The organism is Streptomyces sp. NPDC051183 (assembly GCF_040682455.1).
Taxonomy (GTDB): Bacteria; Actinomycetota; Actinomycetes; order Streptomycetales; family Streptomycetaceae; genus Streptomyces.
Genome location: NZ_JBFBBA010000025.1, coordinates 1 through 24735, shown reverse-complemented (window position 1 = coordinate 24735; position 24735 = coordinate 1). Strand labels below are relative to the sequence as shown.

At 71.4% G+C, this 24735-nt stretch carries 26 protein-coding genes and 4 pseudogenes; 12 read left to right on the top strand and 18 right to left on the bottom strand.

The window, feature by feature from the left end; translation table 11 throughout:
* Positions 1-33: 33 nt before the first annotated feature.
* From AB0M99_RS22245 to AB0M99_RS22235, 3 genes and pseudogenes are all read left to right on the top strand, one after another.
* Positions 34-87, top strand: a pseudogene (locus AB0M99_RS22245) (hypothetical protein); the annotation flags it as partial.
* A 35-nt stretch (positions 88-122) separates the two neighbouring features.
* Positions 123-242, top strand: a pseudogene (locus AB0M99_RS22240) (hypothetical protein); the annotation flags it as partial.
* 36 nt (positions 243-278) lie between these two features.
* Positions 279-647, top strand: a complete 369-nt coding sequence (locus AB0M99_RS22235) for an ALF repeat-containing protein (protein ID WP_365922966.1) — start codon at positions 279-281, stop codon at positions 645-647.
* Here the strand turns inward: AB0M99_RS22235 and AB0M99_RS22230 are convergent.
* Complete coding sequence (locus AB0M99_RS22230) at positions 639-1367, bottom strand: sodium:proton exchanger (RefSeq protein ID WP_365922964.1); 729 nt, start codon at positions 1365-1367, stop codon at positions 639-641. The two genes, AB0M99_RS22235 and AB0M99_RS22230, sit on opposite strands and share 9 nt — an antisense overlap.
* A gap of 376 nt (positions 1368-1743) precedes the next feature.
* Between AB0M99_RS22230 and AB0M99_RS22225 the strand changes: the two genes are divergently transcribed.
* Entirely contained in the window at positions 1744-2784 is a 1041-nt protein-coding gene (locus tag AB0M99_RS22225; RefSeq protein ID WP_365922962.1) for a vWA domain-containing protein, read from the top strand.
* A gap of 45 nt (positions 2785-2829) precedes the next feature.
* Here AB0M99_RS22225 and AB0M99_RS22220 read toward each other — a convergent pair whose 3' ends face one another.
* From AB0M99_RS22220 to AB0M99_RS22205, 4 genes are all read right to left on the bottom strand, one after another.
* Positions 2830-3585: a LuxR C-terminal-related transcriptional regulator gene (locus AB0M99_RS22220; protein ID WP_365922960.1), complete on the bottom strand. Its 756-nt coding sequence runs from the start codon at positions 3583-3585 to the stop codon at positions 2830-2832.
* A gap of 31 nt (positions 3586-3616) precedes the next feature.
* A complete protein-coding gene (locus AB0M99_RS22215; protein WP_365922958.1) occupies positions 3617-5320 on the bottom strand; it encodes an amidohydrolase in 1704 nt (567 codons plus the stop codon).
* A gap of 135 nt (positions 5321-5455) precedes the next feature.
* Positions 5456-5785 (bottom strand): hypothetical protein, encoded by a 330-nt coding sequence (locus AB0M99_RS22210; RefSeq protein WP_365923114.1) that lies wholly within the window; start codon positions 5783-5785, stop codon positions 5456-5458.
* Positions 5786-5883: 98 nt separating this feature from the next.
* Entirely contained in the window at positions 5884-6885 is a 1002-nt protein-coding gene (locus AB0M99_RS22205; protein WP_365922956.1) for a hypothetical protein, read from the bottom strand.
* Between the two features lie 204 nt (positions 6886-7089).
* Here AB0M99_RS22205 and AB0M99_RS22200 point away from each other — a divergent pair, with 204 nt between their 5' ends.
* The 3 genes from AB0M99_RS22200 to AB0M99_RS22190 all read left to right on the top strand — a co-directional run bounded on the left by AB0M99_RS22200 (position 7090) and on the right by AB0M99_RS22190 (position 10110).
* Positions 7090-8130 carry a sulfotransferase gene (locus AB0M99_RS22200; RefSeq protein WP_365922954.1) on the top strand — a complete coding sequence of 347 codons (1041 nt, stop codon included), beginning with the start codon at positions 7090-7092 and terminating at the stop codon, positions 8128-8130.
* A gap of 151 nt (positions 8131-8281) precedes the next feature.
* Positions 8282-8644: a hypothetical protein gene (locus tag AB0M99_RS22195; RefSeq protein WP_365922952.1), complete on the top strand. Its 363-nt coding sequence runs from the start codon at positions 8282-8284 to the stop codon at positions 8642-8644.
* A 98-nt stretch (positions 8645-8742) separates the two neighbouring features.
* Positions 8743-10110, top strand: a complete 1368-nt coding sequence (locus tag AB0M99_RS22190; RefSeq protein ID WP_365922950.1) for a pyridoxal-dependent decarboxylase — start codon at positions 8743-8745, stop codon at positions 10108-10110.
* A gap of 19 nt (positions 10111-10129) precedes the next feature.
* Here the strand turns inward: AB0M99_RS22190 and AB0M99_RS22185 are convergent, their stop codons facing one another.
* Together AB0M99_RS22185 and AB0M99_RS22180 are read right to left on the bottom strand one after the other, a co-directional pair.
* On the bottom strand, positions 10130-11326 hold the full coding sequence (locus tag AB0M99_RS22185; protein ID WP_365923112.1) for a DUF6596 domain-containing protein: 1197 nt from the start codon (positions 11324-11326) through the stop codon (positions 10130-10132).
* Positions 11327-11334: 8 nt separating this feature from the next.
* The gene (locus tag AB0M99_RS22180) at positions 11335-11742 is read right to left on the bottom strand and encodes a YciI family protein (RefSeq protein WP_365922948.1); all 408 of its coding nucleotides are present in this window, start codon (positions 11740-11742) and stop codon (positions 11335-11337) included.
* Positions 11743-11988: 246 nt separating this feature from the next.
* Between AB0M99_RS22180 and AB0M99_RS22175 the strand changes: the two genes are divergently transcribed.
* Together AB0M99_RS22175 and AB0M99_RS22170 are read left to right on the top strand one after the other, a co-directional pair.
* Entirely contained in the window at positions 11989-12600 is a 612-nt protein-coding gene (locus AB0M99_RS22175; protein WP_365922946.1) for a GPP34 family phosphoprotein, read from the top strand.
* Between the two features lie 95 nt (positions 12601-12695).
* Positions 12696-13142: a hypothetical protein gene (locus AB0M99_RS22170; protein ID WP_365922944.1), complete on the top strand. Its 447-nt coding sequence runs from the start codon at positions 12696-12698 to the stop codon at positions 13140-13142.
* Between the two features lie 5 nt (positions 13143-13147).
* Here AB0M99_RS22170 and AB0M99_RS22165 read toward each other — a convergent pair whose 3' ends face one another.
* Positions 13148-13816, bottom strand: a complete 669-nt coding sequence (locus AB0M99_RS22165) for a DUF4232 domain-containing protein (RefSeq protein ID WP_365922942.1) — start codon at positions 13814-13816, stop codon at positions 13148-13150.
* Between the two features lie 298 nt (positions 13817-14114).
* Here AB0M99_RS22165 and AB0M99_RS22160 point away from each other — a divergent pair, with 298 nt between their 5' ends.
* Positions 14115-14690, top strand: coding sequence for a hypothetical protein (locus tag AB0M99_RS22160; RefSeq protein WP_365922940.1), 576 nt, complete (start codon positions 14115-14117; stop codon positions 14688-14690).
* Here the strand turns inward: AB0M99_RS22160 and AB0M99_RS22155 are convergent.
* The 5 genes and pseudogenes from AB0M99_RS22155 to AB0M99_RS22135 form a co-directional block, all read right to left on the bottom strand.
* Positions 14687-15127 carry a GNAT family N-acetyltransferase gene (locus AB0M99_RS22155; RefSeq protein ID WP_365922939.1) on the bottom strand — a complete coding sequence of 147 codons (441 nt, stop codon included), beginning with the start codon at positions 15125-15127 and terminating at the stop codon, positions 14687-14689. The two genes, AB0M99_RS22160 and AB0M99_RS22155, sit on opposite strands and share 4 nt — an antisense overlap.
* A gap of 82 nt (positions 15128-15209) precedes the next feature.
* Positions 15210-16493 carry an NAD(P)/FAD-dependent oxidoreductase gene (locus AB0M99_RS22150; protein WP_365922937.1) on the bottom strand — a complete coding sequence of 428 codons (1284 nt, stop codon included), beginning with the start codon at positions 16491-16493 and terminating at the stop codon, positions 15210-15212.
* Positions 16494-16775: 282 nt separating this feature from the next.
* Positions 16776-17492, bottom strand: a pseudogene (locus AB0M99_RS22145) (IclR family transcriptional regulator C-terminal domain-containing protein); the annotation flags it as partial.
* A 914-nt stretch (positions 17493-18406) separates the two neighbouring features.
* Positions 18407-18985, bottom strand: coding sequence for a sigma-70 family RNA polymerase sigma factor (locus AB0M99_RS22140; protein WP_365922935.1), 579 nt, complete (start codon positions 18983-18985; stop codon positions 18407-18409).
* 379 nt (positions 18986-19364) lie between these two features.
* Positions 19365-19982: a TetR/AcrR family transcriptional regulator gene (locus AB0M99_RS22135; RefSeq protein ID WP_365922933.1), complete on the bottom strand. Its 618-nt coding sequence runs from the start codon at positions 19980-19982 to the stop codon at positions 19365-19367.
* Between the two features lie 74 nt (positions 19983-20056).
* On the opposite strand from AB0M99_RS22135, the gene AB0M99_RS22130 reads away from it, so the two are divergent.
* Positions 20057-20464 carry a RidA family protein gene (locus tag AB0M99_RS22130; RefSeq protein WP_365922931.1) on the top strand — a complete coding sequence of 136 codons (408 nt, stop codon included), beginning with the start codon at positions 20057-20059 and terminating at the stop codon, positions 20462-20464.
* Between the two features lie 65 nt (positions 20465-20529).
* Here AB0M99_RS22130 and AB0M99_RS22125 read toward each other — a convergent pair whose 3' ends face one another.
* Positions 20530-21357, bottom strand: a complete 828-nt coding sequence (locus AB0M99_RS22125; RefSeq protein WP_365922930.1) for an HAD family hydrolase — start codon at positions 21355-21357, stop codon at positions 20530-20532.
* 80 nt (positions 21358-21437) lie between these two features.
* Here AB0M99_RS22125 and AB0M99_RS22120 point away from each other — a divergent pair, with 80 nt between their 5' ends.
* Entirely contained in the window at positions 21438-22190 is a 753-nt protein-coding gene (locus AB0M99_RS22120) for a DeoR/GlpR family DNA-binding transcription regulator (protein WP_365922928.1), read from the top strand.
* 82 nt (positions 22191-22272) lie between these two features.
* Here AB0M99_RS22120 and AB0M99_RS22115 read toward each other — a convergent pair whose 3' ends face one another.
* The 4 genes and pseudogenes from AB0M99_RS22115 to AB0M99_RS22100 all read right to left on the bottom strand — a co-directional run.
* Entirely contained in the window at positions 22273-22788 is a 516-nt protein-coding gene (locus tag AB0M99_RS22115; protein WP_365922926.1) for a DUF3291 domain-containing protein, read from the bottom strand.
* Positions 22789-22820: 32 nt separating this feature from the next.
* Entirely contained in the window at positions 22821-23501 is a 681-nt protein-coding gene (locus tag AB0M99_RS22110; protein ID WP_365922924.1) for a helix-turn-helix domain-containing protein, read from the bottom strand.
* A gap of 62 nt (positions 23502-23563) precedes the next feature.
* On the bottom strand, positions 23564-24355 hold the full coding sequence (locus AB0M99_RS22105) for an ABC transporter permease (RefSeq protein WP_365922922.1): 792 nt from the start codon (positions 24353-24355) through the stop codon (positions 23564-23566).
* A pseudogene (locus AB0M99_RS22100) lies at positions 24352-24735 on the bottom strand (ABC transporter); the annotation flags it as partial. The pseudogene AB0M99_RS22100 and the gene AB0M99_RS22105, both read right to left, overlap by 4 nt.

Sequence of the window (24735 nt, the reverse complement as noted above, 5' to 3'; positions counted from 1 at the left end):
AAGGCCACCGCGGTCAAGGGCCGTGCCCTGGCCATGAAGCTGCGCGGCCCCTGGAGCCAGGAAGCCGCGGCCACCGCCCTGACCGGCACCGACGAGGACGTCCTGACCTACCTGCGCACCCGCTGGAAGCAGGCCGGACAGGACGAGGTACCCTGGCCGGCGCCGATGACCTCGCCGTCGAGGTCTCGAAGTACAACAACTTCGGTGGCCCGAGCGTCAAGGACGCCTCGAAGAAGGCCCTCGCCAACGGCAGCGGCAAGGCCCTGGCCACGTTCCTCATGGTCGGCCAGTACTCGGCGCGCAACAGCGACGAGCAGGTCATCGCCTCCCTGCTCGTCAACACCGGCGGCCCCGAGGTCAAGGCAGCGGCCAAGATCGCACTCGCCGGCCCCGCCGACCAGCTCCACGACTTCATCGCCGTCGGCCAGTTCATGGCCGACCGCAAGGACAAGCTGGCCGAGCACCACAAGAACCAGGTCGACCGTCTGATCGCCGAGGCTTCGGGGATCGCCGCGAAGGCCAACAAGAACCGCTGGCGCGCGGCCGAGGCCGCCGCCAAGGCCGCCGCGGCCAAGGCCGAGGCGGACATCGCGGCGGCCCGGCCGGGCGTCTCGTCGTTCCGGGGGTTCCGGCGGGTGTCAGCCTAGGAGGGGGACGAGTCCGATGGCGAAGACGGCGTAGAACGCGCCGGCGACCGCGAGGCGGGCGGGGGTGAGTTTGTGGGCGCGCATGGTGAGCAGGAGGTAGGCGATCGCGGCCGTGGTGACGATCCCCGACCACAGCAGGGCGCCGTCGAAGTGCCAGCTCGTGAAGAACAGGCCGATCCCGCTGGGGACCGTGGCCTGGATCATCATGGCTCCGGAGATGTTGGCGAGTGCCAGCCTGACCTTGCCCTGACGGATCCAGATGACCGCGTTCATGATCTCGGGGAGTTCGGTGGCTATCGGGGACAGCAGCAGGGCCGTGACCGTCGCGGACAGCCCCAGCATGGGGCCGATCACGTCCAGCTGCTTCACGAAGAAGTGCGCGGCGAAGAAGATCACCACGAGTGCGGCCAGGGTCTGGACGACCACGGCCCAGGTGGCCGGAGAGGCGGTCCCGGGCTGGAGCTTGAGCGGTTCCAGCTCCTCTTCCTCCTCGTCCGCGCCATCGGCGCCATCGGCGCCGTCCGCGCGACTGCTGCGGATCTCGCGGACGAAGTAGACCGCGTAGGCGGCGAAGAACAGTACGCCCAGGGCGGGCTTGAAGGCGAAGGCGGCCAGACCGAGCCCGACCTTCACCACGAAGATCGGCAGGAACCACTTCTGGTCCCTGGCCAGGCGCTTCATGTCCTTCGCGTCGCCGAGCGCCCCACCGCCCTGCGGCAAGCCCCCGCCGGAGCCGGCGGCACCCGCGAGGACGGCCGCACGGTCCTTGCGGCGCTTGCCGCGTCGGCGGGGCTTCGAGGACGACCGGCGTGGGAGGCGCGGCAGACGGCTTCGACCCCGCCGACACGCTGACATGCGTCGTCGACAAATGGGCCGAAGGTCTCGCCCACCCGCTCATCGAGAACGCGGGCCCGGCCACCGGGAACCCGGGGGTTCCAGTGTGTCGACGACCGGTATCGCAGGGCTACTCCCCTTCGCAGTCACCCACCCTACCCGCCTTCGCCCTCGGCGCGCCCCGAGTCCAAGATCGATTGTCAGTGGCGGGTGGGAGGATCGAAGCATCGAGTCGGAAAGCGGGGGAACCGTCATGGCCGTCATGCCCGGAAACCAGAACTACATCAATCACGTCGCTCTCGTGCTGGACGCCAGCTCGTCCATGTCGCACCTGAGCGGCAAGGTCGTCGAAGTCGCCGACCAGCAAATCGCCTATCTGGCCCGCCGGTCGCAGGAACTGGACCAGGAAACCCGCGTCACGGTGTACGTCTTCGCCGACAAGGTGGAGTGCGTCATCTACGACAAGGACGTGCTGCGCATGCCGTCCCTGAAGCAGATGTACCGGGCGGGTGGAATGACCGCCCTGCTGGCGGCCACCCTGAAGTCACAGCGGGAGCTGGCGCAGACCGCCCAGCTCTACGGCGACCACAGCTTCCTCACGTTCGTACTGACCGACGGTCAGGAGAACGCGAGCCACCGCTGCCCCGACGCCCCTGCCCGGGACCCTCGTGCACTGGTGCAGGCCGTGGCCACGATGATCGAGACGCAGGAGGACAACTGGACCCTGGCGGTTCTCGTACCGGACCAGATGGGCAAGCGCGAGGCCATGCAGTGCGGCTTCCCGAAGGACAACATCGCCATCTGGGACGCCACGAGCACACGGGGCCTGGAGGAAGCCGGACAGGTCATCCTGAAGGCCACCGAGGACTTCATGGTGGGCCGTTCCAAGGGCATCCGGGGATCGCGGGCAGTGTTCTCCACCGGTGGGGAGACGGTCAACAAGGACGCGATCGAGGCAGCCGGCCTCACCCCGGTCAGCCCGTCGCAGTACGAGTTGATTCCCGTGGCCCGCGAAACGGCGATCCGGGACTGGGTCGTCGAGTCGGGGCACACCTACCGAACCGGCTGTGCGTTCTACCAGCTGAGCAAGACGGAGAAGATCCAGCCGCAGAAGCAGATCGCGGTACTGGAGATGAAGACGGACCAGGTGTATACGGGGCCGCAGGCCCGGGCCCTCCTCGGCCTGCCCGGCACCGAAGTCCGGGTCAAGCCGGACCACAACGACGACTTCACCATCTTCGTGCAGAGCACCAGCGTGAACCGGAAGCTGGTTGCGAACACGCGGCTGCTGCTCATGACCTGACGCCCTGGAAGCCCCGCCGGTCCACCCGGCGGGGCCTCCGTCACCTCAGGAGGCTTCGATTCCCCAGGCAGCGGCCCGGGCAGCGGCTGCCGCACGGTTGGGGAGGCCGAGCTTCGCGAGGATGTGCTCGATGTGGGTTCCTACCGTGCGCGGTGTGATGTACAGCCGCTCGGCGATCTCCCGGTTGGTGCGCCCGGCGGTCAGTTCACCCAGCACCTGGAACTCCCGCGGGGAGAGTCCGCCGGGCCGCCGCGCAACCGCGGCGGCTTCCTCGACCTGCGGGCCCGGGTGGGGGGCGACGGCCGCGGCGAGGGCCTCGGTCAGCAGCGTGACCACGGCGCGCGCCGGATCGGGCGCGCGCCGCGGCCGACGGGTGCTGACGTTCAGCATGCCGACGTACCGGCCATCGGCGGTGAACAGGCACTGGGCCACGCCGTCCTCGATGCCGAGGGGACGCAGCACCTCCTGGAAGCCCGGGGACGCCGCCAGGAGCTGCCCGGGGACGTCCCTGAGCCAGAGGCCTCCCCTGGCCGGGCCGCGGAGCACGGGGAACACCGGATCGTGGTGGAGGCGGGTCTCGATGTAGGCCGTGGCGTCATCCGGGTAGCTCCCGGCCAGCGTGGTGTGGCGCCTGCGCAGCGGATCCCACCGGGTCAAGGACGCGTGGTCGTACTCCATGACCTCCGACAGCGCCGCCAGGACCGGTTCCACGCCGGTCGCGCCGCTCGTGGCGCTCCGCGCGGCCTCGCGGACATGGACGGCAGCGTCCAGGATGTCCGCCGTGCTCCGCTCCGCTGCCATTCCCCCAGGATGATCATGTACCCGGAGTACGTCAATCGCGAAGGGTGTCGTGCACCACCTGCCCGTCCACGACGGTGAGGACGACGGGCATCCGCGGGATGTCGTGGGGGTCGGCGGTGAGCAGGTCCCCGTCGAGCACGCAGAGGTCGGCGACCTTGCCCGGCTCCAGGGAGCCCTTCCAGTCGTCGGCGAAGTCCTGCCAGGCCGCGGCGATCGTGTACGTACGGATCGCCTCCGCCAGGCCGATGCACTGCTCGGGGCCGCTGACCCGGCCGGCGGCCTTCGACTCGCGCAGCATCATGGTGGCGACGCCTTGGCGCCAGTCCGGGTGCGTGACGGGGGCGTCGGACCCGCTCGCGACCCGCACTCCGGCATTGATCGCGTCGCGGTAGGGCCATGCGTAGGCGGCCCGTTCCGCGCCGACGAACTCCTCCTCCATGTCGGCGACGGTCCACTTGATGGTGGGGTTCATGTTGACGCCGAAATCGTGGGCGGCCAGCACCTTCATGCTGTGCGCGGTGAGGAAGTCGCCGTGGATGACGTAGTGGCGGGCATCGGGCCGCGGGTGCTCGGCCATGGCCGCCGCGAAGGCGTCCGCGACGGTGTCGATGGCCCGGTCGCCCGTGACGTGGACGCCCAACTGGTGCCCTGCGGCGTGTGCGAGGCGGATCATGGTTTCGATCTCGGCGGTCCGTTCGGTGTCGCTCTCGCCGCCGACGCACAGGGAGCCGCAGCCGCCGCCGACGTACGGATCGTGCATCCAGGCCGTCTTGTTGGGGACGATGCCGTCGGCGAAGATCTTGACGCCGTGCACGGCGAGGCGGCGTGGATCGGCCCCGCCGGACTCCCCGAGGGCGGTCAGGGCCCGGCCGAACTCCTCGGCGGTGCCGGCCATTCCGGTGGGCAGGAGCAGGACGCCGACCCGGGCGGTCAGTTCGCCGTCGGCCAGCAGCCCGCGGTAGACGTCGAGGGTCCGGGTGCCGAGCGCGCCCCGCATGATGCCGTCGCCGCCCGGGCCGAGTCCGGGCTCGGTGTAGCTGGTGATGCCGAGCCGGGCGAGCGTGGCGAGGGTCGACCTGATCGCGTCGGTCCGCTCCCGCAGGCTGAGCGGCGGCAGCGCGTTCTGGACCAGGGCTTGGGCCCCTTCGTGGAGCAGCCCTGTGGGCTCCCCGGCTTCGTCCACGACGATGGCCCCGCCGGGCGGCGCGACGGTGTGCCGGTCGATGCCGATCAGCTCCAGCGCCTTGGAGTTGACCCAGGTGGCATGCCCGGAGAAGGAGTACAGGACGACGGGGTGGTCCGGGCTCACGGCGTCGAGGTCGCGCCGCGAGGGCAGCCGCGACGCATCGGAGACGCACTCGTCGAGGTATCCGGTGTCCCAGCCGTGTCCCGTGATCCACTGCCCGTCCGGAACCCGTTCGACGGCCTCCCGCACCGTCCGCGCCACGTCCGCGAGGGAGGACACGGCCGGATGGCCGAGGTCGAGGGAGAGGGGCGGCGTCGCCATGCCGAAGGCGCACCCGTGCAGATGGGAATCGTTGATGCCGGGCAGCAGCGTCGCCCCCTTCAGGTCGACGACGCGGGTGCCGGGCCCGATGAGCGGCGCGACGTCCTCCCGCCCACCGACGGCGCTGATGACCCCACCGGTCACCGCCAGGGCCGAGGCGATGGAGAAGTCGGCATCGACGGTGACCACCCGCCCGCCGACAAACACCAGATCCGCATACGTGTCCATAGGGGGTCCTCTCAGAAACCGGGCGCACCACGGCCGCCCGCGAACTATCTCCCGAGGACTATGTCCGCGCTCCCACCCCCCGCACATCGGTCATCCCACCGATACGCGCACGGATCCGCCGTCAGCCTCCCGCCGTCACGGGGCCGTTCCCGTACGGATGCGGTGCTCGCGCCAGAACGGCGTGAGGTCGGTGGGCGTCGCCGCTTGCGCGGCCTGCTGGAACTCGGCGGTCGTGGAGACCCCGTACCAGTGGTCGCGTGCGTAGCGTTTGAGCATGGCGGCCATCGCCGGACCGCCCAGCACCCTCTCCAGGTCGTGCAGGACGCACGCGCCGTTGAAGTAGACGAGGCGGCTCCAGCCCGGACCGTAGGCGGCCCAGTAGTCCATCGAGTTGGTGACCGCCTCGGTGTCGTCCTCCCAGACGACGTCCTGCGCACACGATGCGCCGTGGTCGCCGATGAGCAGGTCGTTGGAGTAGGTGGCGAAGGACTCGTCCAGCCACGGCCACGCGTACTCGTCGTTGCCGACGATCCCTTACCGCCACTGGTGGGCCAGCTCGTGGATCATGCCGCTGGCGGTCTCGTCCAGCGCGACCAGGACCAGGCCGGGGAATTCCATGCTGCCGATGGGCGCGAACCGTGGGCTGACGACCGCGTCGACCTCGCCGTAGGGGTAGCGGCCGAACCGGTCCCCGAGGTCGTCGATGGCGCGGACCGCCTCGGCGCGGGCGCTCGCCACCCAGGCGTCCGGGGTGTCGTCCGTCCAGTAGGAACGCACCGTGCGCCGCCCGGCGAGGTCGCCACACCGCTGCGGAACGGGCCCGCCGCCCATGCGAAGTCCCGTACCCGGCGGGCGACGCTGGTGGTGACGGTGCGGCCGTGGGCACCCGGCCGGGTGGTGGTCGTACCGGTGGCCGGGACCTTCAGCGCGGCCGGGTGGTCGAGGGCGACCAGGAAGTCGGAGGCCAGCGTGTAGTAGCTCTCGCCGCGGCCGACGTCGGGGTCCAGGTGCCAGCCCCCCGCGTCCCGGACGGCCAGTACCGGCAGGGCGTTGCCGAGGTAGCGGTGGGCGCCGTCGCGGCCGAAGCGGTGCAGGCGGTCGGGGACGGTGATCGAGACGTCGAAGCCGACGGTGGCGCGGCCTCCGGGCGGCAGCGGGGCGGGCAGCACGATCCGCACCGCGCTGCACCTGACCGACGAGGCGCCCTGCACACCGCCGGTCACCCGGCTGATCCGGACCGGGGAGGGCGTCTGCGGGGTGCCGCAGCCGTCGGTTCCGTTGCCCCACAGGCGGACGTATACCTCGCGCAGCGGGCGGGCGGAAAGGTTGCCGAACGTCACCGTCTCGCGGCCGGTCCAGTGGCTGCCGGTGGCGTCCGCGCGCAGGGCGACGTCGTACGCGGGCTGGGAGGGGGCGGCGCCGACAGCGCCCGCGGCGCGCTCGGCGCCCACGGCGGCGCGCGCGGTGCCGCTCCCGGAGTCCGCGGAGGCCGGGGCGCCGAGCCCGGTCACCCCCAGGAGTGCCGCGAGCGCCATGGCCGCGATGGTGTGCCCGGTCCGTCTCATCGTCCGCCCCCGCAGTCGTGGCCGTCGGCATGCGCGCCGCCGACGCTACGGAACCGGCGCGGCTTTGCCCAGAGTCCCGCGCGACTCCAACACGCTCTGGACGACGGGGGCTTCGACCCGCGCGGGAGCCCCGCGCGGGAGAGGCGTCAAATTCCGCGCTTGCGGGAAGCCTGTTCGCGATCGCTACGGTCGTCGCCGGAGGAGATGGATGACGTGCGCACTTTGACCTTCGTTGTCGGTACGGGCCGCAGCGGTTCGACCGCGCTGTCGGGCATCGTCAACGCGCACCCGGACGTGCTCAGTCTGAACGAGCTCCTGGCCTCGGTGCAGAGCCGCGGCTTCCCGGAAGGCCTCCTGGACGGCGGGGAGTTCTGGCGGCTGCTGGCCGATCCCAATCCGCTGTTCGAGCGGATGATCCGCAACGGGGTGCCGATGCCGGAGTTCGTCTACACGCACCGTCCCGGACGCTTCGCGACCGACACCACCGGCATCCCCTCTCTGTCCCTGATGGTGCTCCCCCACCTGACCGATGACCCGGACGGCCTCTTCGACGAGTTGGAGAAGCAGGTGCGCGGCTGGCCGAACCGAACCGCCGCAGGCCACTACGAAGCTCTGTTCGGCCTGCTGTGTACGCGGTTCGGGCGTTCGGCGGTGGTTGAACGCTCCGGCTATTCGCTGGACCGGGTGCCGCTCCTGCGCAAGGCCTTCCCGCGGGCGCGCTTCGTGCACCTGTTCAGGGACGGGCCCGACTGCGCGCTGTCCATGAGCCGGCACACGGGCTACCGGCTGATCTTCCTGCTGCGGGAGATCCTCGCCCGCACCGGCGCCGAGCGCGTCGAGGAACTGACCGAGGACCAGGTCCGCTCCCTGCCGCCCGAGCTGTCGCCGTTGCTGGCCGAGCGCTTCGATTCCGCGCTGGTGCTGGACCGCGACCTGCCGTCGACGGGCTTCGCGGCGCTGTGGTCGCAACTCGTCGTCCAGGGCGTGGCCCGTCTCGGCGAGCTGCCCGAACCGCTGCGGACCACGCTGGCCTACGAGGATCTGCTCGACGAGCCCCGCGAGGAGCTGGCCCGGCTGGCCGGCTTCATCGGCGTCGAGCCGCTCCCCCAGTGGCTCGACGCCGGAGCCGCGTGCCTGGACGGCAGTCGGCGGGGCGCCTCCCGCCGGCTGCCCGCAGCGGAACTCGCGGCGCTGCGAGAGGCGTGCGCCCCCGGTGCAGAGGCCCTGGCCGGCAGCCGGGGGTAGGCATCGGGCACCGGATGCGATCGCCGACCGGGCCCCACGCGGGCGGCTTCCTGCCGTACGCCGCCCACCGCTTCGCGGCCGCCGCCCGGCTGCGTCCCGCCTGACCGCCCCGCGCCGGGCACCCGACCAGGGTCGTGCGAGGATCCCGGTCATGGAGGGCATAGACGCGGGGCGGATGGTGAGCGCGCCCATCGCCTGCCGCTACTGCGGTTGGGACCGGTTCCAGGTGGCTCTGGACGAATGCTTCTGCGAGGGCTGCTGCCTGGCGCTCGGCATCCAGGACGGAGACGTGTACCCCGGTGCCCCGGAGTGGGAGCTCGTGCCGTCCGACGCTCTCACGCCGGCGGACACGGTCGGTTGTCCTGCGGAACACGATGTGTTCCACGTGGCCGTCACGTTCACGTTCGCGCCCGATGGGCGGGTCCGCAGCCTTTCGGTCGGCCTGCGGTGTCCGGTCGACGGTGAGCGGCGCCTGCTGATCGACAACGCGCGCGTGGTGCCGAGGGTGCGCTGAACCTGGGCGTCGGCGGGGTGGCCGTGGCCCCTGACGACGGCCCCGGGCATCCCGCCCGCGGCTTGCGGGGTGGTGGCGGCTGTCCCATAGTCCGAGGTATGGACGCGCGCGAGACGGCGCTGCGGCAGGCATACGGACATGCCGTCCGTTGGCTGGCGAGCCTGTCCGACCGCGGGGTTCCCGCCCGCGCCTCGGTCGAGGAGATCGTGCGCGCGCTCGGCGCCGAACTGCCCGACGGCCCCAGCGCGCCCGTCGACGTCGTCGACCTGCTGGCGACGGCCTGCGAGCCGGGGCTCACCGCGTTTCCCAGTGGCCGCTTCTACGGGTTCGTGGTCGGTGGCACCGAGCCGGCCGCGCTGGCGGCGGACTGGCTGGTCAGCGCCTGGGACCAGAACTGCGTGATGCGCGCAGCCTCACCCGCGTACGCGGCGGTGGAGGAGGTTGCCGGCGCGTGGTTGCTCAACCTTCTCGGCCTGCCGGGCAACAGCGCCGTCGGCTTCACCACAGGTGCCACCATGGCGAACTTCACCTGCCTCGCCGCCGGGCGCGACGCGGTGCTGCGGCGCACCGGCTGGAACGTCGCCCGCGACGGACTCACCGGCGGGCCCGGCGTCCGCGTCCTCGCCGGCGAGGACCGCCACATGGCCGTTGACCTGGCGCTGCGCTACCTGGGGCTCGGCCGACCCGAACTGGTCAGGGCGGACGGTCAAGGGCGTATCGATCCCGAAGCCCTACGGCACGCTCTGGCGGCCGGCGGGCCGGCCCCCACGATCGTGGTCCTCCAGGCCGGGGACATCCACTCCGGCGCCTTCGATCCCTTCGCCGCGGCGATCCGCGCGGCTCGCGAAGCCGACGCGTGGGTGCACATCGACGGCGCCTTCGGCCTGTGGGCGGCAGCCTCCCCGGCATACGCACACCTGACGGCGGGCTGCGCGGACGCCGACTCCTGGGCGACGGATGCCCACAAGACCCTCAACGTCCCCTACGACTGCGGCCTCGCCGTCGTGCGTGACCCGCTCGCGGTCCGCGCGGCGATGGGCCTGCGCGGCGACTACCTGATCCAGGACGAGCAGGGCGACCCCATCGACAAGGTTCCCGAGCTCTCCCGGCGGGGCAGGGCCTTCACCGTGTGGGCCGCGCTCAGGGCGCTCGGCCGCTCGGGCGTGGCCGACCTCGTCGAGCGGCTGTGCCGCCACGCCTCCGCGTTCGCCACCGGCATCGCGGAGATCGACGGCGCGACGGTCCTCAACGAGGTGGTGTTCACCCAGGTCTGCGCGGAGTTCGGCAGCGACGAGCGCACGGAACGGGTGCTGACCCGACTGCTCGACGACGGCACGGCCTGGATCAGCGGCTCCACCTGGAGAGGCCGCCGTGTCATGCGGATCTCGGTGAGCAACTGGTCGACGACCGACGACGACGTGGCGCGCACGCTCGACGCGATCCGCCGCGCCTCCGCCGGGGCCTGATGCGGCGGCCAGGGGACGTTCAGGCCGTCGGTCGGTCATGGCGGCCGGCGTTGAGCCGTGCGGCTTGGCGCGTCAGGTGGTCGCGTTCGGCAAGGTTCGGGGCCGTTCGGGCCGCCTCCGCGTACAGCCCCGCAGCCGTCACCAGGTCGCCGTCACGCTCGTGGAGGTACGCCGCCACCGCGGCGTGGCGCGGCAGTGAGCCGTCCACCTCCGCGAGCGCCGCCAGGCCGGCGCGCGGACCGTCGGCCTCGCCGACGGCGACCGCGCGGTTGAGCCGGACCACCGGGCTGTCGGTCAGGCCGGCGAGCTCGTCGTACCACTCGACGATCTGCACCCAGTCGGTGGCCTCGGCGGTGGGCGCGTCGGCGTGGAGTGCCGCGATGGCGGCCTGGGCCTGGAACTGGCCCAGCCGGTCGCGGGCGAGGGCCGCCTGCAGGATCCCGATGCCCTCGGCGATCGCCCCGGTGTCCCACCGGCCGCGGTCCTGCTCGGCGAGCGGCACCAGACGCCCGTCGGCCGTGGTCCGGGCGGCGCGCCGGGCGTGGTGGAGCAGCATGAGGGCGAGCAGCCCCGCCACCTCGGGATGGTCGACCCGGGCCGCGAGCTGCCGGGTGAGCCGGATGGCCTCGGCGGCGAGGTCGACGTCGCCGGAGTAGCCCTCGTTGAAGACCAGGTAGAGGACGCGCAGCACGGTGGCGACATCGCCGGGCCGGTCGAGCCTTCCCCAAGCTCTCGGCTTCGCTCGAGCAGGGGAGACCCCATTGCCGGAGACGGTGCGCTTGGCCCGGCTGATGCGCTGCGCCATGGTTGCCTCGGGCACCAGGTAGGCCTGGGCGATCTGGCGGGTGGTCAGCCCTCCGACGGCGCGCAACGTGAGCGCGACCGCGGAGGAAGGCGTCAGCGACGGGTAGGCGCACAGGAAGTACAGCTGGAGCGTGTCGTCCACCGCGGGCGCCGGCCCGGGCGCCGGCTCCTCTTCGACGCGGTCCTCGCGCCGGCGGCGGGCGGTGTCCGCCCGGGTCGCGTCGAGGAACCTGCGCCAGGCCACGGTGACCAGCCAGCCCTTCGGGTCTCGCGGCGGGTCGGCCGGCCAGACGCGGACCGCCTCGACCAGCGCGTCCTGAACGGCGTCCTCGGCCGCCGCGAAGTCGGCTCCGCGGCGGACGAGGACCCCGAGCACGCTCGGCGTGAGGCTCCGGAGCAGGCTCTCGTTCACCTCGGGGCTCACTCCGTGATGGTGGGCGGAGCCGCCAGGAAGGGGCGTACCTCCAGCCATTCGTGGATCGGCTTCCCGCCCGCCCCGGGGGCGGCCGACAGCTCCCCGGCCAGCTCGACCGCGCGCTCGTAGGTGTCGACGTCGATCACCATCCAGCCGGCGATGAGGTCCTTGGTCTCGGCGAACGGTCCGTCGGTGACCGGCGGACGCCCCTCACCGTCGTACCGGACCCACGCGCCCTCGGGGGCGAGCGCCTGACCGTCGACGAACTCGCCCGTGCCCTCCAGGCGGGCCGCGAAGTCGTTCATGTACTGCACGTGGGCCGAAATCTCCTCCGGCTTCCACTGGTCCATGGGGACGTCGTTGACCGCGGCCGGGGCGCCCCGGTAGTGCTTGAGCAGCAGGTACTTGGCCATGATGTCTCTCCTCGGTGCGGGTGCGACCCATTCTGGCCGCCTTCACTCCGGGGACGGAGCCAGCCACGGCTTCTCGACATCGTCAGCCGAAATTCTTTCGCGTCTCTTCGATGAGGCAGGACGGGCGTGCCTCGGGGTGGACCCGATCGATCACCTGGCCCGTAAGCTGCGGGCCTCGGGGATCGGGCCTCTTGGATCGGGGATCGATGCCCTTCCGTCACGGTTGAGAGTTGAGAGGAGCCCTTGATGACCACCACGCGGGACCTGTTGATCGTCGCCATGGAAGCGGGGTCCGGTGCCCCTGTGGAGCAGGGCGACCTGTCGCTCGCGCTCGCGGGGGCCGAGGTGATCGATCTGCTCTCCGCCCGGGCCGTCACGCTGGACGGGGATCGCCTCGTGCCGGGCCACCAGCCGGAGCCGGCCGATCAGTTGCTGGGTGGAGCAGCCGCGTCGCTCGTCCGGGAGGCGCCCTACGAGACGGTCGGTGACTGGCTGTGGCGCAGGGGCCGCGGCCTGTCGGCGGCCTACCAGGCCGCGCTGGAGGCGGAAGGGCAGCTCGTCCGGCAGCCCCGGCGCGGGATCTCCTTCCGGGCCGGTCAGTTGGTGCTGGTCGATTCACCCGCCCGCAGCCGGGCGGCTGACCGCTTGGCTGCCGATGAACCCGTCCTCGTCAGCCTCGTGGAGGCCATGGGGGTCCGTGGCGAGCGGACGGAGGACTCACCGGACGTGACGGACGACGCCGTCGCGGCGGTGCTGGCGGCCGTCAATGCCGCGGTGGTGGAACTGGCGTCCGTACGGCAGCGCAAGGCCGTCGAGAACGCGGCCTTCGACAACATCTGGCGGGGCGCCGCCGGGTAGGCCCCATTAGCATGACCGCTCTGGGCTGTACGGCGAATCCGTAAGGGGGGGCGGGGCGGTTGGGCGAGACGGATGTCCCGGGGGAGCCTGTCTGGTTGATAGCGGCGAACGTCGTGGCCTGGCGTCGGTGCGGAACCGGCGGCCAGGAACTGCGGCCGGGCACGAAGTGCTTCAAAGGCGGGGCGAAGGTGTACGTGGCCGGCGCGTACTGGGGTCCGGGAGGCGACCGGGTCGCGGTGGTCGGCCGCGAACGGCACACCGGCCGGTGGATCGTCATCGACACCGCGACGCGCCACCTCCACAGCTTCCGGCCGAAGCTCGTGCACACCCCGCGCGTCCTGGAGCGGCTGCGTGAGACGCGGCGGCACGGAGCCGGGCTCGGCGCGGACAGGGCGGCGGAGGCTTCCGCCGTACTGGAGCGGTACGCGCGCCAGTACCGCGCCGAGATCGCGCCGTCCCGTCCCCACCCGGACCGGTGCCTGTGCCACGCCTGCCTCACCGGCGAGTCCGGATCGCCTGTGGCTCCTTCGAGCTCCTGGTAACGGCCTCAGGAGGGTTTGGCCGAGGTGAAGGCGGTGACGGTCACCTTGTTGTCGCACTCCGCGAAGACCCCGTCGTCCATGGCGATCTGGTGCGAGCCGGCGCCGGGGACGCCGAGGACGATCGTGGGGAAGGTGACGGGCGTGGCGCCGGATACGCAGTAGCCATCTGCCTCGCCCTGGACGTTGACGAAGGTCAGCTTCGTCCAGGCACGGGCGCCCGGGGCCAGGGACACCGTGGAGGCCGAGCCGGTGTGGGTGGTGGCGAGCGGGACGTTTCGGTCGGGGGAACCGTTGCCGGCTCCGGCGACCGTCGGGAATCCGCTGATCGTGCAGGCGTGCGCCGAGGAGTTGGTGACCGAGACGACGGCGGCGCCGGTTCCCGTGCCCGTCGGCCGGACGTCGGCCTGGTGGGCCTCGGAGACCTTGACCTGGTCCGCCTTGCAGGGCTTCGCGCCGCCGCCCGAGCCGCCTGTGGAGGGGGATCCTGCGGTCGCGGTCGCGGTCGGCGTGGGCTTCGCCGTCGGCGACGCTGACGCCGTACCCGCGGACGGCGACGGCGGCTGGGCGTTCGCACCGTCGTCCCCGGACGGGGTGCAGCCCCCGGCCAGGGCGGTGACCGCCGCCGCCACGACCAGCGCTGCCGCGGTCCTGCCGATGTCTGCTGCGTACTTCATGAGCTCTCCCGAGGTCCACGACCGATCCCGCACCGGCGCGCATCGCAGAACACAGCACCGCATCGCGCCCGGTTCTGCGGGCCGCCGCGCTGTGGCGGTTCCGTGACGGGTCCGGGACGGACCCGCGATCACCGGCGCCGGGCGGTGACCGTGGAGGCGTGCATCCCGTGGCAACGCGGTGGGGTGTCCACTGTGCGGACGGTCACCTTGACGGCCTCCGGGCCTTAGGTCAGCCTTACCTTTGCTCGCTCCCGGCTGGTGTGGGCACACCCTGCGAAACCATCCCTGGAGCACCGCCATGTCCACCGCCGACGCCGCCTCGACCCGCCGGAGACCAGGCGCGGAAGCAGAGCTCCTCCAGCTCCCCTCGTGGTGCGGGAACGCGGCGGCGTCCCTCGCCGTATGCCTCGGGTGGGCAGCCACGACGTGGATCGCCGTGCACCTGCGCGCCGATGTCACGCTTCACACCGCGGCGCTGTTCGTGCACCTCGCCTCCCTGGTCGTGGGCTTCGGCGCGGTACTCGCCATCGACTACTACGGCGCCCTGTGGCTCACGGGCCGCAAGACCCTCCGCGAGGTTCTCGACTTCACCGCCCCCCTGCACCTGCCCGTCTGGGCCGGCCTGGGCGGTCTGCTCTTCAGTGGAGCCTTCCTCCACCCCGACCTCGGCTCACCGCTGACGTGCGTCAAACTCGGCCTCGTCCTGGTGCTCTCCCTCAACGGTGTCCAGGCCTCCGCCCTGCACCGCCGACTGGCCGCCGTCGACGGCCCCGTCCCCCGCCCGCTGATGATCCGCGGCGCAGTGACGGCGTCGGTATCGCAGGTCGCCTGGTGGGGCGCGGTCGCCATCGGCTTCCTGAACAGCCGGCACTAGGCCAGCGTCTTGTACAGGTGAACGTCCTCGGCGCCGCCGGGGATCCCCAGCGTTCTGCCCGTTTCGACGTAACCGTGGCGCTGGTAGAACGCGGGGGCCTGGAAGGTGAAGGAGGAGACGCTCGCGCGGTCGCAGCCGCGCCGCCGCGCCTCCTCCTCCGCGGCGAGGAGGAGCTTGCTTCCCCAGCCGTCCCTCCGGCTGTCCTCCCGGACCCAGAGCATCTCGATGCCGAGCAGCCCGCCCCACGTCCAGGCGGTCAGCCCCCCGATGAGCTCGCCCGCGTCGTCGACGGCCTTCACCGACAGCTCGCCCTGGTCGGCGGCAGTGGTTCCGGTGGCAGGAAAGTTCAGCTCGTCCAGCCCTCTGGACAGGCTCTCGTTGAGTTCGGGGTCACGGTGGCCGATGCTCAGCGCTGCGCCAGTGTGATCATGCACCATGCGCAGAGTTTGGCACACGCGTACGAGCCTGGTCACCAGACATCGCAACCCGGCCCTTCGGCCGCCCCGGATCGGCCCTGGGTCACGACCCCGTACGTGACAGGTTCGCGGGTGGCACTGCGGACCCGCGGTGCTTGAAGTTGACGGCCGAGGCCTTGGCCAGCGCCACGGGGCTCAAGAAGCGCAGCGGCCCGATCAGGCGGGATCCGAAGAAGTACATGTGCCGCGCCATCGACTCGTCGCGCGCCGCCGCCGAGAACATCAGCCGCTCGCCGGGGTTGAGCGGGCGGGCCTTGGCGAAGTCGACGGCCAGGTTCTGGTGGCCGCGCAGTCGGCGCCGGTGCGTGCGCGAGTACGCAGCGAGCGACCGGTCGAGGTCACCGCGACCGGCTGCGGCCGGGGCGACCGCCTCCGCCAGCCACTGCGCGGACTCCAGGGCCCACCCGCACCCCACGCCCCACAGGGGGTCTCCGGTCAGGGCGGCGTCACCGATCAGCGCGACGCCCGGCGCGGTCGGATCGCGGCTGATCAGCGGGTAGTTGACGGTTCCGATGATCTTGGTGATGCGCTCGGCGGAGTCGATGGGCGGCGCCTCGGGCAGGGCGCGCACGAACTTGAGGAAGCTGCCCTCCAGGTCCTCCCGGAACTCCGGCAGCCGCTTCTTGTCCGGGAGTACCGCGAGGACCGTCACCCCGTCGTCGTTCGGAAACGCGTACGCCATGTCGGGCTCCAGGAACCAGGTCTGGCCGATCCCGCCCGGCAGCGGGAGATTGCGGAAGTGCGCGAGGTAGCCGAACCGCATGTTCTCGTACTGCCGGGTGGGCACCTCGGCGAACTTCGCCACGTCCGAGTCCTTGCCGTCGGCGCCGACCACCAGGCGGGCCCGTATCTCGCGCTCGCCCTGCGGTGTCGACACGCGTACGCCCAGGGTGCGCCCGGCTTCCCGGACCAGTCCGGTCACGCGGTGACCGAGGAGCAGATCGACGCCAGGGGTCTGCGCCGCACTGGATCTGATCAGCGGGTCGAGGGTGCTGCGCCGGATGTTGTACGCGTACGGCAGCTCGGGGCCCGTCGGCGCGGCCTTCGGCTCGATCCATCCCCAGCGGGTGTACCAGCGCGCCTCGTTGCGCACGGCGCCCGCGTTCTCGAGGGCGGGGATGAGGCCGAGTTCGTCCAGCACCGGGTAGGCGTTGGCCGTGATGGAGTGGGTGCAGAGCACTTTGTACGCTTCGGGGTCCGAGCGGCGCTCCAGCAGGGCGACGCGGACGCCGCGGCGAGCGAGCAGGATCGCCGCGGCGCTACCGGCGAGGCTGGCTCCGCTGATGACGACGTCGTAGTCGTATCCCGTGCTCTCAGACTTGGTCATGTACTGGTCGCTCCCTTTGGGGTGTGGTGCCGTTCATGGGAGTGGTGCAGTGCCAACTCTGTCAGGCACATGACCAATTGTAGGGAAGGACGGGCCCACCGCGTCGTGCGCGGTGGGCCCGTCCTCGTGGCGAGTTGTCGTTGCCGGGCGGTGTTCCTAGGCGGTCGAGGTCAGGATGCTGCTCCCCGGGTCACCCGCGCCTGCCTGCGGTGTCCGGCGCTGGTGCGCCTCGCCGCCCTCGGCCTCGTCCGCCCTTCGCGGTGCCAGCTGGGCGCTGCCGGTGACGATGAGGGCGAGCAGGACCGCGGCCGCTTCGCTCTGCAGGATCCGGGCGGCCTGCCTCAGACGGCGTGGGTCCGTGGCGGGAATGGACAGGGCCACGCACTCGGGGTTGGGGCCCGCGGTGATCGGGACCGCCGCACACACCGTGCCGAGCGCGTACTCCTGCATGTCGAGCAGCGGGGCGTTGGGCTGTCGTGTGTCGAGCTGGTAGAAGAGGGCCTGCTGGCTCGTGATGGTGCGGGAGGTGAACCGGACGGGTTTGTGGCGGGACAGGTGGTCCTTGCGACCGTCGTAACCGAGCTGGGTCAGCAGGGCCTTGCCCACGGCGGAGGCGTGCGCGGCGACACGGAAGTCCACCCACTCCTCCACCACCGGTGCGGCAGGGCCGTCGGCGTACTGGGTGATGGAGACCTCGCCGTCGGTGTAGCGGGCGACGTAGACGGCGGCCCCGACCGCGTCCCGGACCCAGGCGAGGGTTTCCTGCAGGCGCCCCCGCCCGTTCTCGTTGACCGCTTCGGTCAGGAGCAGGGCCGTACCGGCGACGTATGCGTCGGGTCCGATCGGGGTGGCCAGGTTCGCCCTGATCAGCTGTTCCATGGTCCGGGCCAGGATCAGCTGGGGCAGCTGGGTCTCGCGGGCGATCTGGGTCAGGCTCACGCCGCCCGAGTAGCGGTTGATGACCTCCAGGACCCGTAGCGCCTGGTGGACGGATTCCAGCGCGGCCGGCGCCGGGCGCCCTTCGGGCGAGGTGCGGGCGGCGTGTGTCAGCTGTGGCTGCTTCAGTGCGTCGAGCGTCCACGCGCTCGCCTCGTCCGTCAGGTGCAGCGGGTTGAGGCGTGCGTGCTGGGCGATGGCCACCGCGATCTGCGGGCCGGGGAGGGGAACCTCTCCGAAGTCCGGGTCCTCCGACCAGAGGCGAGCGGTGACGGCGCGGTGCAGTCGCGCGGGCAGCCGGTACGGGGGCCGGCTCGCGCGGCCGGGTCCGGTGGCGAGGGACGTGAGGTCCTGGGTCGTGATGGGGGGGGAGGTCCAGATGACCGAGGCCCCGAGCGCGTCCTCCAGGTCCGCCGGCATCGGCGGCAGCGGAGGCAGGTGCTCGTCCGGGGACAACTCCTTGGCCTGGCACCCCCAGTGGCGGGCCGTGGTGACTTCGGCGCGGGTGAGGTGGTGGAGGTAGAGGCACTGGGCAGCGGTCTGCGAACCCGCCCCAGCCGCGTACTGGAACCAGAACTGTGCGCCCTCCATCTGATCGGCCAGGTGCAGGAGGCATCCGAACAGCAGCGCCGAGTCCACTCCGTGGGGCCATGAGCCCGCGTCCAGGGCCAGTTCGGCGAAGGCCCTGCTCTCCACCAGGGACCACGCCAGGTCGTCCAGGCACCGTGCGGCCCGTACGTGGCAGGCCGCATCCAGTACGAGGTCGTCCGACGCCACCGGCCCCGCCACCGGGGCAACCCCGCGGCCGGTGACTCCGATCGCCGAGCGGGTACGGTCGGCGGCGATCCTGCGGGCGATGCGGCGCCGGGCCGCGCCCTCGTCGTAGCCGGCGTATTCCTCCACCAGCACCTGCGCCTCCTCCAGCGCGGCGTCCAACTGCTCCCACATCACGGCGTCGCGGTCGCGAGTCACGTCGCTCACTGGTTCTTCTCCTCTCCAGGCGCCCAGGCCACCCCTAATTTCTGGGACAGGGTTCGACGCGCTCCCCGGATGTGTGAACGCACGGTGGCCGGGGAGATCCCCATCATCCGGGCGACCGAGTCGTAGTCGTAGCCGAGCAGGAACGCGAGCAGCACCACGTCGTAGTGCCGCTCGGGCAGGCCCGCGATGGCGGCGTACAGGCCGAGTTTGGACTCCAGCAGTTCCATCCGCTCTCTGGAGGAGCGGCGCAGGGCGGCGAACCAGGCCGTCTCCACCATGGCCCTCGGCCTGCCCAGGACCGCCAGCCGCCGCTCGACGTGCTCACGCAGCACGGCCCAGGCGAAGCCGTGGAGGCTCGCCTCCTTCAGCGCTTGGCGCCACACCTTCAGCAGGAAGGTGAACACGTCGTCGACGATGTCCTCCGCATCCTGGCGCGAGCCCAGTTGAAGGTGCGCGTAGCGCAGGTAGGCGCGGTGCTGTTGGGAGTGGAACGCTGTGAATTCCACCGGCAGGACACCAGCCAGCTCGCTGGAGACCGCCTGGTCCCCCGATGGGTCGAACTCCCCTTCGCTCACACACTCCCCCATGGCTGCAATCCGCCGCACGCAAGGACGGCTCGTACCAAACGGTCAGAGACGAAAACACGGAGCGCAGTGGCGACTATCAGGACGGAGGCGACCATCTCAACAACATTCATGCCGACGCGAAACCTTCCAGTGAAGTGGACGGACCGGCCGGGGCCCTACCCCGGCTCCGGCAGCCGCGGAACACCAAGTGCTCCCACACACCACCCCATCGAAAAACACGCCCGATCGTGCACGCCGGTACCCAAAAATCTTTCGCAAAGGTCGCATCCGCTTCCCCTCGCGCCCCCACACACCCGCGCACGCCCCGGCGCAGGGTCCTCATACGCCCCGTGCCCGGACTGCCCGCTCCTCGCCTTGGGCCCGAGGGTTACGGCTGAGCGCCTCTTCCCCAGCCTCGCTCGACCGATCGGCGGCATCGGTCGGGGTCGTCTCCCGCGCTGACGAACAAGGCGATCATCATGGGGGCGCCGTGGGAGAGCGCTTCGTGCGGCAAGGGTCCCGTGGCGACGAGCGAGGCGAGTCCGTGGCCGATCGTCCAGCTTCGCGTCGCGAGTTCCAACAGGTCGACGTCATCGCGGAAGCGACCGGCCGTCTTGGCCCGTTCGATGGCGCGAACGAGGCAGTGCAGGGCTTCGTCCGCCGCGTCCGCGTCTTCGAGTTCGAAGCCCGCGTCGAACATGACGCGGTAGAGATCGGGGTTCTCCAGGGCGTTGGCCTGGTAGGCGACTCCCAGGGCGGCGAGATCCCGCACCGGATCCGCGGACTGCGACACCGCGGCGAGTTTGACGGCCAGGCGAGTGAAGCCTTCCTGCCGCAGGGCCTTCCACAGGCCGTCCATGCCGCCGAAGTAGGTGTAGACAGCCATCGTCGACACACCCGTGTCGGCCACGAGCGAGCGGAGCGTGACCGGTTGCCGCATCCGCAGCATGTGCGCCGCCCGGTCCAGCAGTTGGGAACGGACCTTCGGATCTTTCGCCCTCGCCATGGCGGCATATTACATAGCATCGCTATGCTTTCGCGGGCTGCTGCTCTTGCCGCCCTGGACACGAAGGAGGGGTCATGTCCGTGACGCTGGTCAATCCCGAGGGATTGCCGAAGCCCGATGTCTACCGGCAGTTGTCGGTCGCCACCGGATCGAAGCTGGTGTTCCTCGCGGGGCAGGTCGCCCGCGACGCCGATGGCCGGCCGGTCGGTGACGGAGACTTCGCCGCGCAGGTCGAACAGTGCTACCTCAACATCAACACCGCCCTGACCGCGATCGGCGGCTCGTTCGACGACGTGGCGAAGCTGACCGTCTACGTCGTCGACTGGAATCCGGAGAAGATGCCGCTGCTGGGCGAGGGGGTGGGCCGGGCGGCGGCGAAACTGGGCATCGACCCGGTCAAACCGATCACCCTGCTGGGTGTTGCGGCGCTGGGCGAACCGGACCTCCTCGTCGAGGTCGAAGCCACCGCCGTATTGGAGTAGCCGCCGGCTCGCCGGCTCCGGCTTCCGTTTGCCCGCCCGCCGTCAGCGCTGACCGGTGTCTGCCGTCAGCGGCTGACCGGCGTCCGCCCGTAGAGGCGCTCCAGGACGAGGGCGATGCCGTCCTCGTCGTTGCCCGCGGTGACCTCGTCCGCCACTGCCTTGAGGTCATCGTGGGCGGCGCTCATCGCGACGGAGTGCCCTGCCCAACGGAACATCGGGATGTCGTTCGGCATGTCGCCGAAGGCGATGGTCTCCTGCGCCCTCATCCCCAGCAGCTCGGCGGCGACGGCCAGCCCCGTGGCCTTGGTCAGGCCCGGAGGCAGCAGTTCCACGATCCCGGCGCCGGCCAGCACCACGTCGACCAGGCCCGCCCCGCACCGACGGGCCGCCTCGACGAGCACGTCGTCGGCGAGGGTCGGGTGCTGGATGTAGACCCGGCTCAGCGGCGTACGCCACAGCTCCTCCTCGCTCTCCAGTCGGCCCAGGCCGAGGTCGAAGCCGTCCATGTAGCCGGGCGCGTAGACCGTCGCACCGTCGAGACCCGAGCGCTCGGCGGCCAGGAAGAGCGGTCCGACCTCCGCCTCGATCTTGGCCAGCGCGATTCCCACCCGCTGCCGGTCGAGGTCGACGGAGGTCAACAGGCGGTGCTCACCCGCGTCGTAGACCTGAGCACCCTGCCCGCACACGGCCAGGCCCCGGTAGTCGAGGCTGTCCAGCACGTCCTTGCACAGCATGACCGGACGGCCGGTGACGATGATGTGCGCGGCGCCCTGCGCGGTCGCGTGGGCCAGCGCCTCCCGGGTCCGCTCGGAGACGGTGACGTGGTCGCCACCGAGCAGGGTGCCGTCCAGGTCGGTGGCGATCAGGCGGTAGGGCAGCGACTCGGAGCGCACGGGGGCCTCATTTCCACAGGGAATGTTCGCTATCGACCATACATTGTTTGATTTCGAACACTATGTGGCACCCTGGTTGCGTGAAAGGGAACGAGCGGCATCAGCTGATCACCGAGAGACTGCGCGAGGACGGCTACGTCGAGGTCGCGGAACTGGCCGCGACCACGGGCGCCTCCGAGATGACCGTGCGCCGGGATCTGGACCAGATGGCCGCCCTCGGCCTGCTGCGCCGGGTCCGCGGCGGCGCGGCGGCGGTTCACCACGCCGTCGCCCCCTTCCCCGACCGTCTCACCGAGGCGGGGGACGCCAAGTCCCGGATCGCCGACGCCGTCGCAAAGCTCCTCGCCGATCACGACAGCGTGGTCCTGGACAGCGGCACCACCTGCCTGAAGGTGGCCCGGAGGCTGCGGGAGCGCCCGGTGACGGTGATGCCGATGTCCCTGCACGCCGTCACGGCACTGGCCGACGCCCCGACCGCCCGTCTGCTGGTCCCGGGCGGAGAACCGCAGCCGGGGGAGCTCTCCTTGCGCGGGCCGCTGGCCGTACGGTCGCTACGGGCCCTTCGGTTCGACGCGGCGGTGGTGAGCCCGAGCGCGTTCACCGTCGGAGACGGCCTGGCCACCGACAACCTGGCGGATGCCGACATCAAGCAGGCGATGCTGGCCGTGGCGGCCCGGGTCATCGTCGTGGCCGACGGCTCCAAGTGGGGGCGCCGGGGCTTCGCCCACGTCTGCCCCGTCGACCGCGTCACGGTCGTGGTGACCGACGACCGGGCGCCGGCGGACCAGCGCGACGAGCTCACCGCTCGGGGTGTTCAGGTCATCACCTGCTGACGCGCGCGACGGCCGGACGAAGCCGGCGCCCGGAACCCGGCCCCCGCCTCGGCGCGGCCCCATCGGTTCGGGCGTCCGGACTTCAGACCCCTGCCGAGTCCCCCGCCTGAAGGTGTCGGGCCGCCTCTGCGGCGGTGTAGGAGGGGGAAAAGGCGAACGCGCGCGGGGACGGCCCGTGCGCACGCAGGTCCGCCAGCCGCTCCAGGGCCTCGCCGACGGTCGGGAGGTGTCCGGCGGGGACCCACCAGAGCACCAGGTGCGCCTCGACGTGCTTTTCGAACCATTCGCGGCGCCGCCGCATCACTTCCAGGTGCCCGCTGCGGTAGGCGAAGTCCCACAGGGCCTCCTGGTTCTCCCACACGGACAGGTTGACGATGACGTGCTCGCCCGCCGGGCGCAGGCCGGTGGCATCGGGCGCCCCCTCCTCCACGAGCCGCCAAACGAAGCCGGGCGCGCCGTCGGCGGCGGTGTTGACCGGGTCGAGCATCTCCACGAACGGCGCCACGCGCGGGTCGTCGAGGGGGTGGCGGAGCGTGGCGACGTTGAGCTGGGCGAGGTGGGCGGCGGCGTGCTGGGCGGGGTGCGCGGATGCGGTCATGGCCTCATCCCAGCACGGCCCGCTTTTCTATGTCAATCACCATTGTTTTTAGAAGTCTCGACCACCACACAGCACTCCCCCGGCCTGGCGTCCATGCGGGCGCGGACGGGACCGTCCGCGCCGAGCAGCCCCTCCAGCAGCGCGAGGTTCATTCCGCACACGAGCGGCGGGAAGCGTTCGGCGACGGCATGGAAGGGGCAGTTGCGCATACGAACGACGGGTGCGAGCTCCCCGCCCTCTCCTTCGGCGTGTTCCAGGTGTGGTTCGTACCCTCGGGCGGCCAGCATCTCCACGGCCTCTTCGAGGCCGCCGCAGGGCTCCGCCGAGCCGCGCAGGGCCTCGCCCCGGCGGCGCGCGGCCGTGCAGAGCCCGGCGTCCAGGCCGGCCTGCTCGGCGACTTCGGCGAGCAGTTCGGCGGCGGTGCCGTAGTCGCGGGCGGGCAGCGACACCGACCGCTCGACCCGCGCCCGCGTGTACACCTTGGCGGGACGGCCCGCCCCCGGCCCCGAGCGGCCCGTCAGGCGGCGGCTCCCGCTCTCCAGCAGTCCGGCCTCGGCCAGCCTGTCCAGGTGGTGCGCGGCGAGGGTGCGCGCCACCCCGGCCGCCTCGGCAGCCTCGTTGCGGCCGACCTCCCGGCCCTGCGCGGCCACGTACTCGTACAGGCGGCGGCGCACCGGATCCTGCAGCAGTGCGATCACATCGATGTCCTTCACACGGTCATTCTATGAACAACCCGTGTTGGAGATAGAAGGGCGGCGCCCGCGCGGTCCCTCGGCTACTTCGGGTCGCGGTTGAAAGTCGCCTTCGACCAGTAGTGGCCGAGCAGGGAGAGGGCCAGGCACCAGGCGACCGCGAGCCAGCCGTTGTGGCCGATCTCGGTGCCGAGGAGGAGGCCGCGCAGGGTTTCGATGGCGGGGGTGAAGGGCTGGTACTCGGCGATGGGCTGGAACCAGCCCGGCATCGCGTCGATCGGGACGAAGGTGCTGGAGATGAGCGGGAGGAAGATCAGCGGAAGTGCGTTGTTGCTGGCGGCCTCTGCGTTCGGGCTCACCATGCCCATCCCCACGGCGATCCAGGTGAGCGCCAGGGCGAACAGCGTGAGCAGCCCGAACGCCGCGAGCCATTCCAGGGCGGTGGCCCCCGTGGACCGGAAACCGATGGCCACGGCGACGGCGCCGACGAGGACCACGCTGGCGATCGATTGCAGGACGCTGCCGACGACGTGTCCGATGAGGACCGAGCCGCGGTGGATGGCCATGGTGCGGAAGCGGGCGATGACGCCCTCGGACATGTCGGTGGAGACCGACACCGCGGTGCCGATCGTGGTGCTGCCGATGGTCATCAGCAGCAGACCCGGGACGAGGTAGGCGATGTACGCGGAGCGGTCCGCGCCACCGCCTCCGATGCCGGCGCTCATCACGCCGCCGAAGATGTAGACGAAGAGCAACAGCAGCATGACCGGGGTCAGCAGCAGGTTGAGGGTGAGGGACGGGTAGCGGCGCGCGTGCAGGAGGTTGCGGCGCAGCATCGTGTTCGTGTCGCGTACGGCGAGGGAGAGGGAGCTCATCGGAGGTCTTCCTTGCGCTGGTCGGTGGCGCCGGTGAGGGCGAAGAACACGTCGTCGAGGTCCGGGGTGTGCACGGTCAGCTCGTCCGCCTCGATGCCCGTCGAGTCCAGCCAGTCGAGGATGGAACGCAGCTCGCGCTGAGTGCCGTCACTGGGGATCTGGAGCGACTGCGCCTCGTCGTCGCGGGTGGCCTCGCGCAGGGCGAGGGCGGCACTCCGATAGGCGGACGGGTCCGAGAAACGGAGCCGGACATGGCCGCCGGGAACGAGCCGCTTGAGCTCTTCCGCGGTGCCTTCGGCGGCGATCTTGCCGTCGTTGAGGACGGCGATGCGGTCGGCGAGTTGGTCCGCCTCCTCCAGGTACTGGGTGGTGAGGAAGAC

What these genes read in the sequence shown, in the direction of transcription:
- AB0M99_RS22190 (WP_365922950.1), top strand. Translation starts at nt 8,743, where the DNA reads ATGGACGCGCGCGAGACGGCGCTGCGGCAGGCATACGGACATGCCGTC.
- AB0M99_RS22130 (WP_365922931.1), top strand. Translation starts at nt 20,057, where the DNA reads ATGTCCGTGACGCTGGTCAATCCCGAGGGATTGCCGAAGCCCGATGTC.
- AB0M99_RS22200 (WP_365922954.1), top strand. Translation starts at nt 7,090, where the DNA reads ATGGATGACGTGCGCACTTTGACCTTCGTTGTCGGTACGGGCCGCAGC.
- AB0M99_RS22215 (WP_365922958.1), bottom strand. Translation starts at nt 5,320, where the DNA reads ATGGACACGTATGCGGATCTGGTGTTTGTCGGCGGGCGGGTGGTCACC.
- AB0M99_RS22135 (WP_365922933.1), bottom strand. Translation starts at nt 19,982, where the DNA reads ATGGCGAGGGCGAAAGATCCGAAGGTCCGTTCCCAACTGCTGGACCGG.
- AB0M99_RS22165 (WP_365922942.1), bottom strand. Translation starts at nt 13,816, where the DNA reads ATGAAGTACGCAGCAGACATCGGCAGGACCGCGGCAGCGCTGGTCGTG.
- AB0M99_RS22225 (WP_365922962.1), top strand. Translation starts at nt 1,744, where the DNA reads ATGCCCGGAAACCAGAACTACATCAATCACGTCGCTCTCGTGCTGGAC.
- AB0M99_RS22205 (WP_365922956.1), bottom strand. Translation starts at nt 6,885, where the DNA reads ATGAGACGGACCGGGCACACCATCGCGGCCATGGCGCTCGCGGCACTC.
- AB0M99_RS22150 (WP_365922937.1), bottom strand. Translation starts at nt 16,493, where the DNA reads ATGACCAAGTCTGAGAGCACGGGATACGACTACGACGTCGTCATCAGC.
- AB0M99_RS22155 (WP_365922939.1), bottom strand. Translation starts at nt 15,127, where the DNA reads ATGGTGCATGATCACACTGGCGCAGCGCTGAGCATCGGCCACCGTGAC.
- AB0M99_RS22160 (WP_365922940.1), top strand. Translation starts at nt 14,115, where the DNA reads ATGTCCACCGCCGACGCCGCCTCGACCCGCCGGAGACCAGGCGCGGAA.
- AB0M99_RS22235 (WP_365922966.1), top strand. Translation starts at nt 279, where the DNA reads ATGGTCGGCCAGTACTCGGCGCGCAACAGCGACGAGCAGGTCATCGCC.
- AB0M99_RS22175 (WP_365922946.1), top strand. Translation starts at nt 11,989, where the DNA reads ATGACCACCACGCGGGACCTGTTGATCGTCGCCATGGAAGCGGGGTCC.
- AB0M99_RS22180 (WP_365922948.1), bottom strand. Translation starts at nt 11,742, where the DNA reads ATGGCCAAGTACCTGCTGCTCAAGCACTACCGGGGCGCCCCGGCCGCG.
- AB0M99_RS22220 (WP_365922960.1), bottom strand. Translation starts at nt 3,585, where the DNA reads ATGGCAGCGGAGCGGAGCACGGCGGACATCCTGGACGCTGCCGTCCAT.
- AB0M99_RS22115 (WP_365922926.1), bottom strand. Translation starts at nt 22,788, where the DNA reads ATGACCGCATCCGCGCACCCCGCCCAGCACGCCGCCGCCCACCTCGCC.
- AB0M99_RS22195 (WP_365922952.1), top strand. Translation starts at nt 8,282, where the DNA reads ATGGAGGGCATAGACGCGGGGCGGATGGTGAGCGCGCCCATCGCCTGC.
- AB0M99_RS22105 (WP_365922922.1), bottom strand. Translation starts at nt 24,355, where the DNA reads ATGAGCTCCCTCTCCCTCGCCGTACGCGACACGAACACGATGCTGCGC.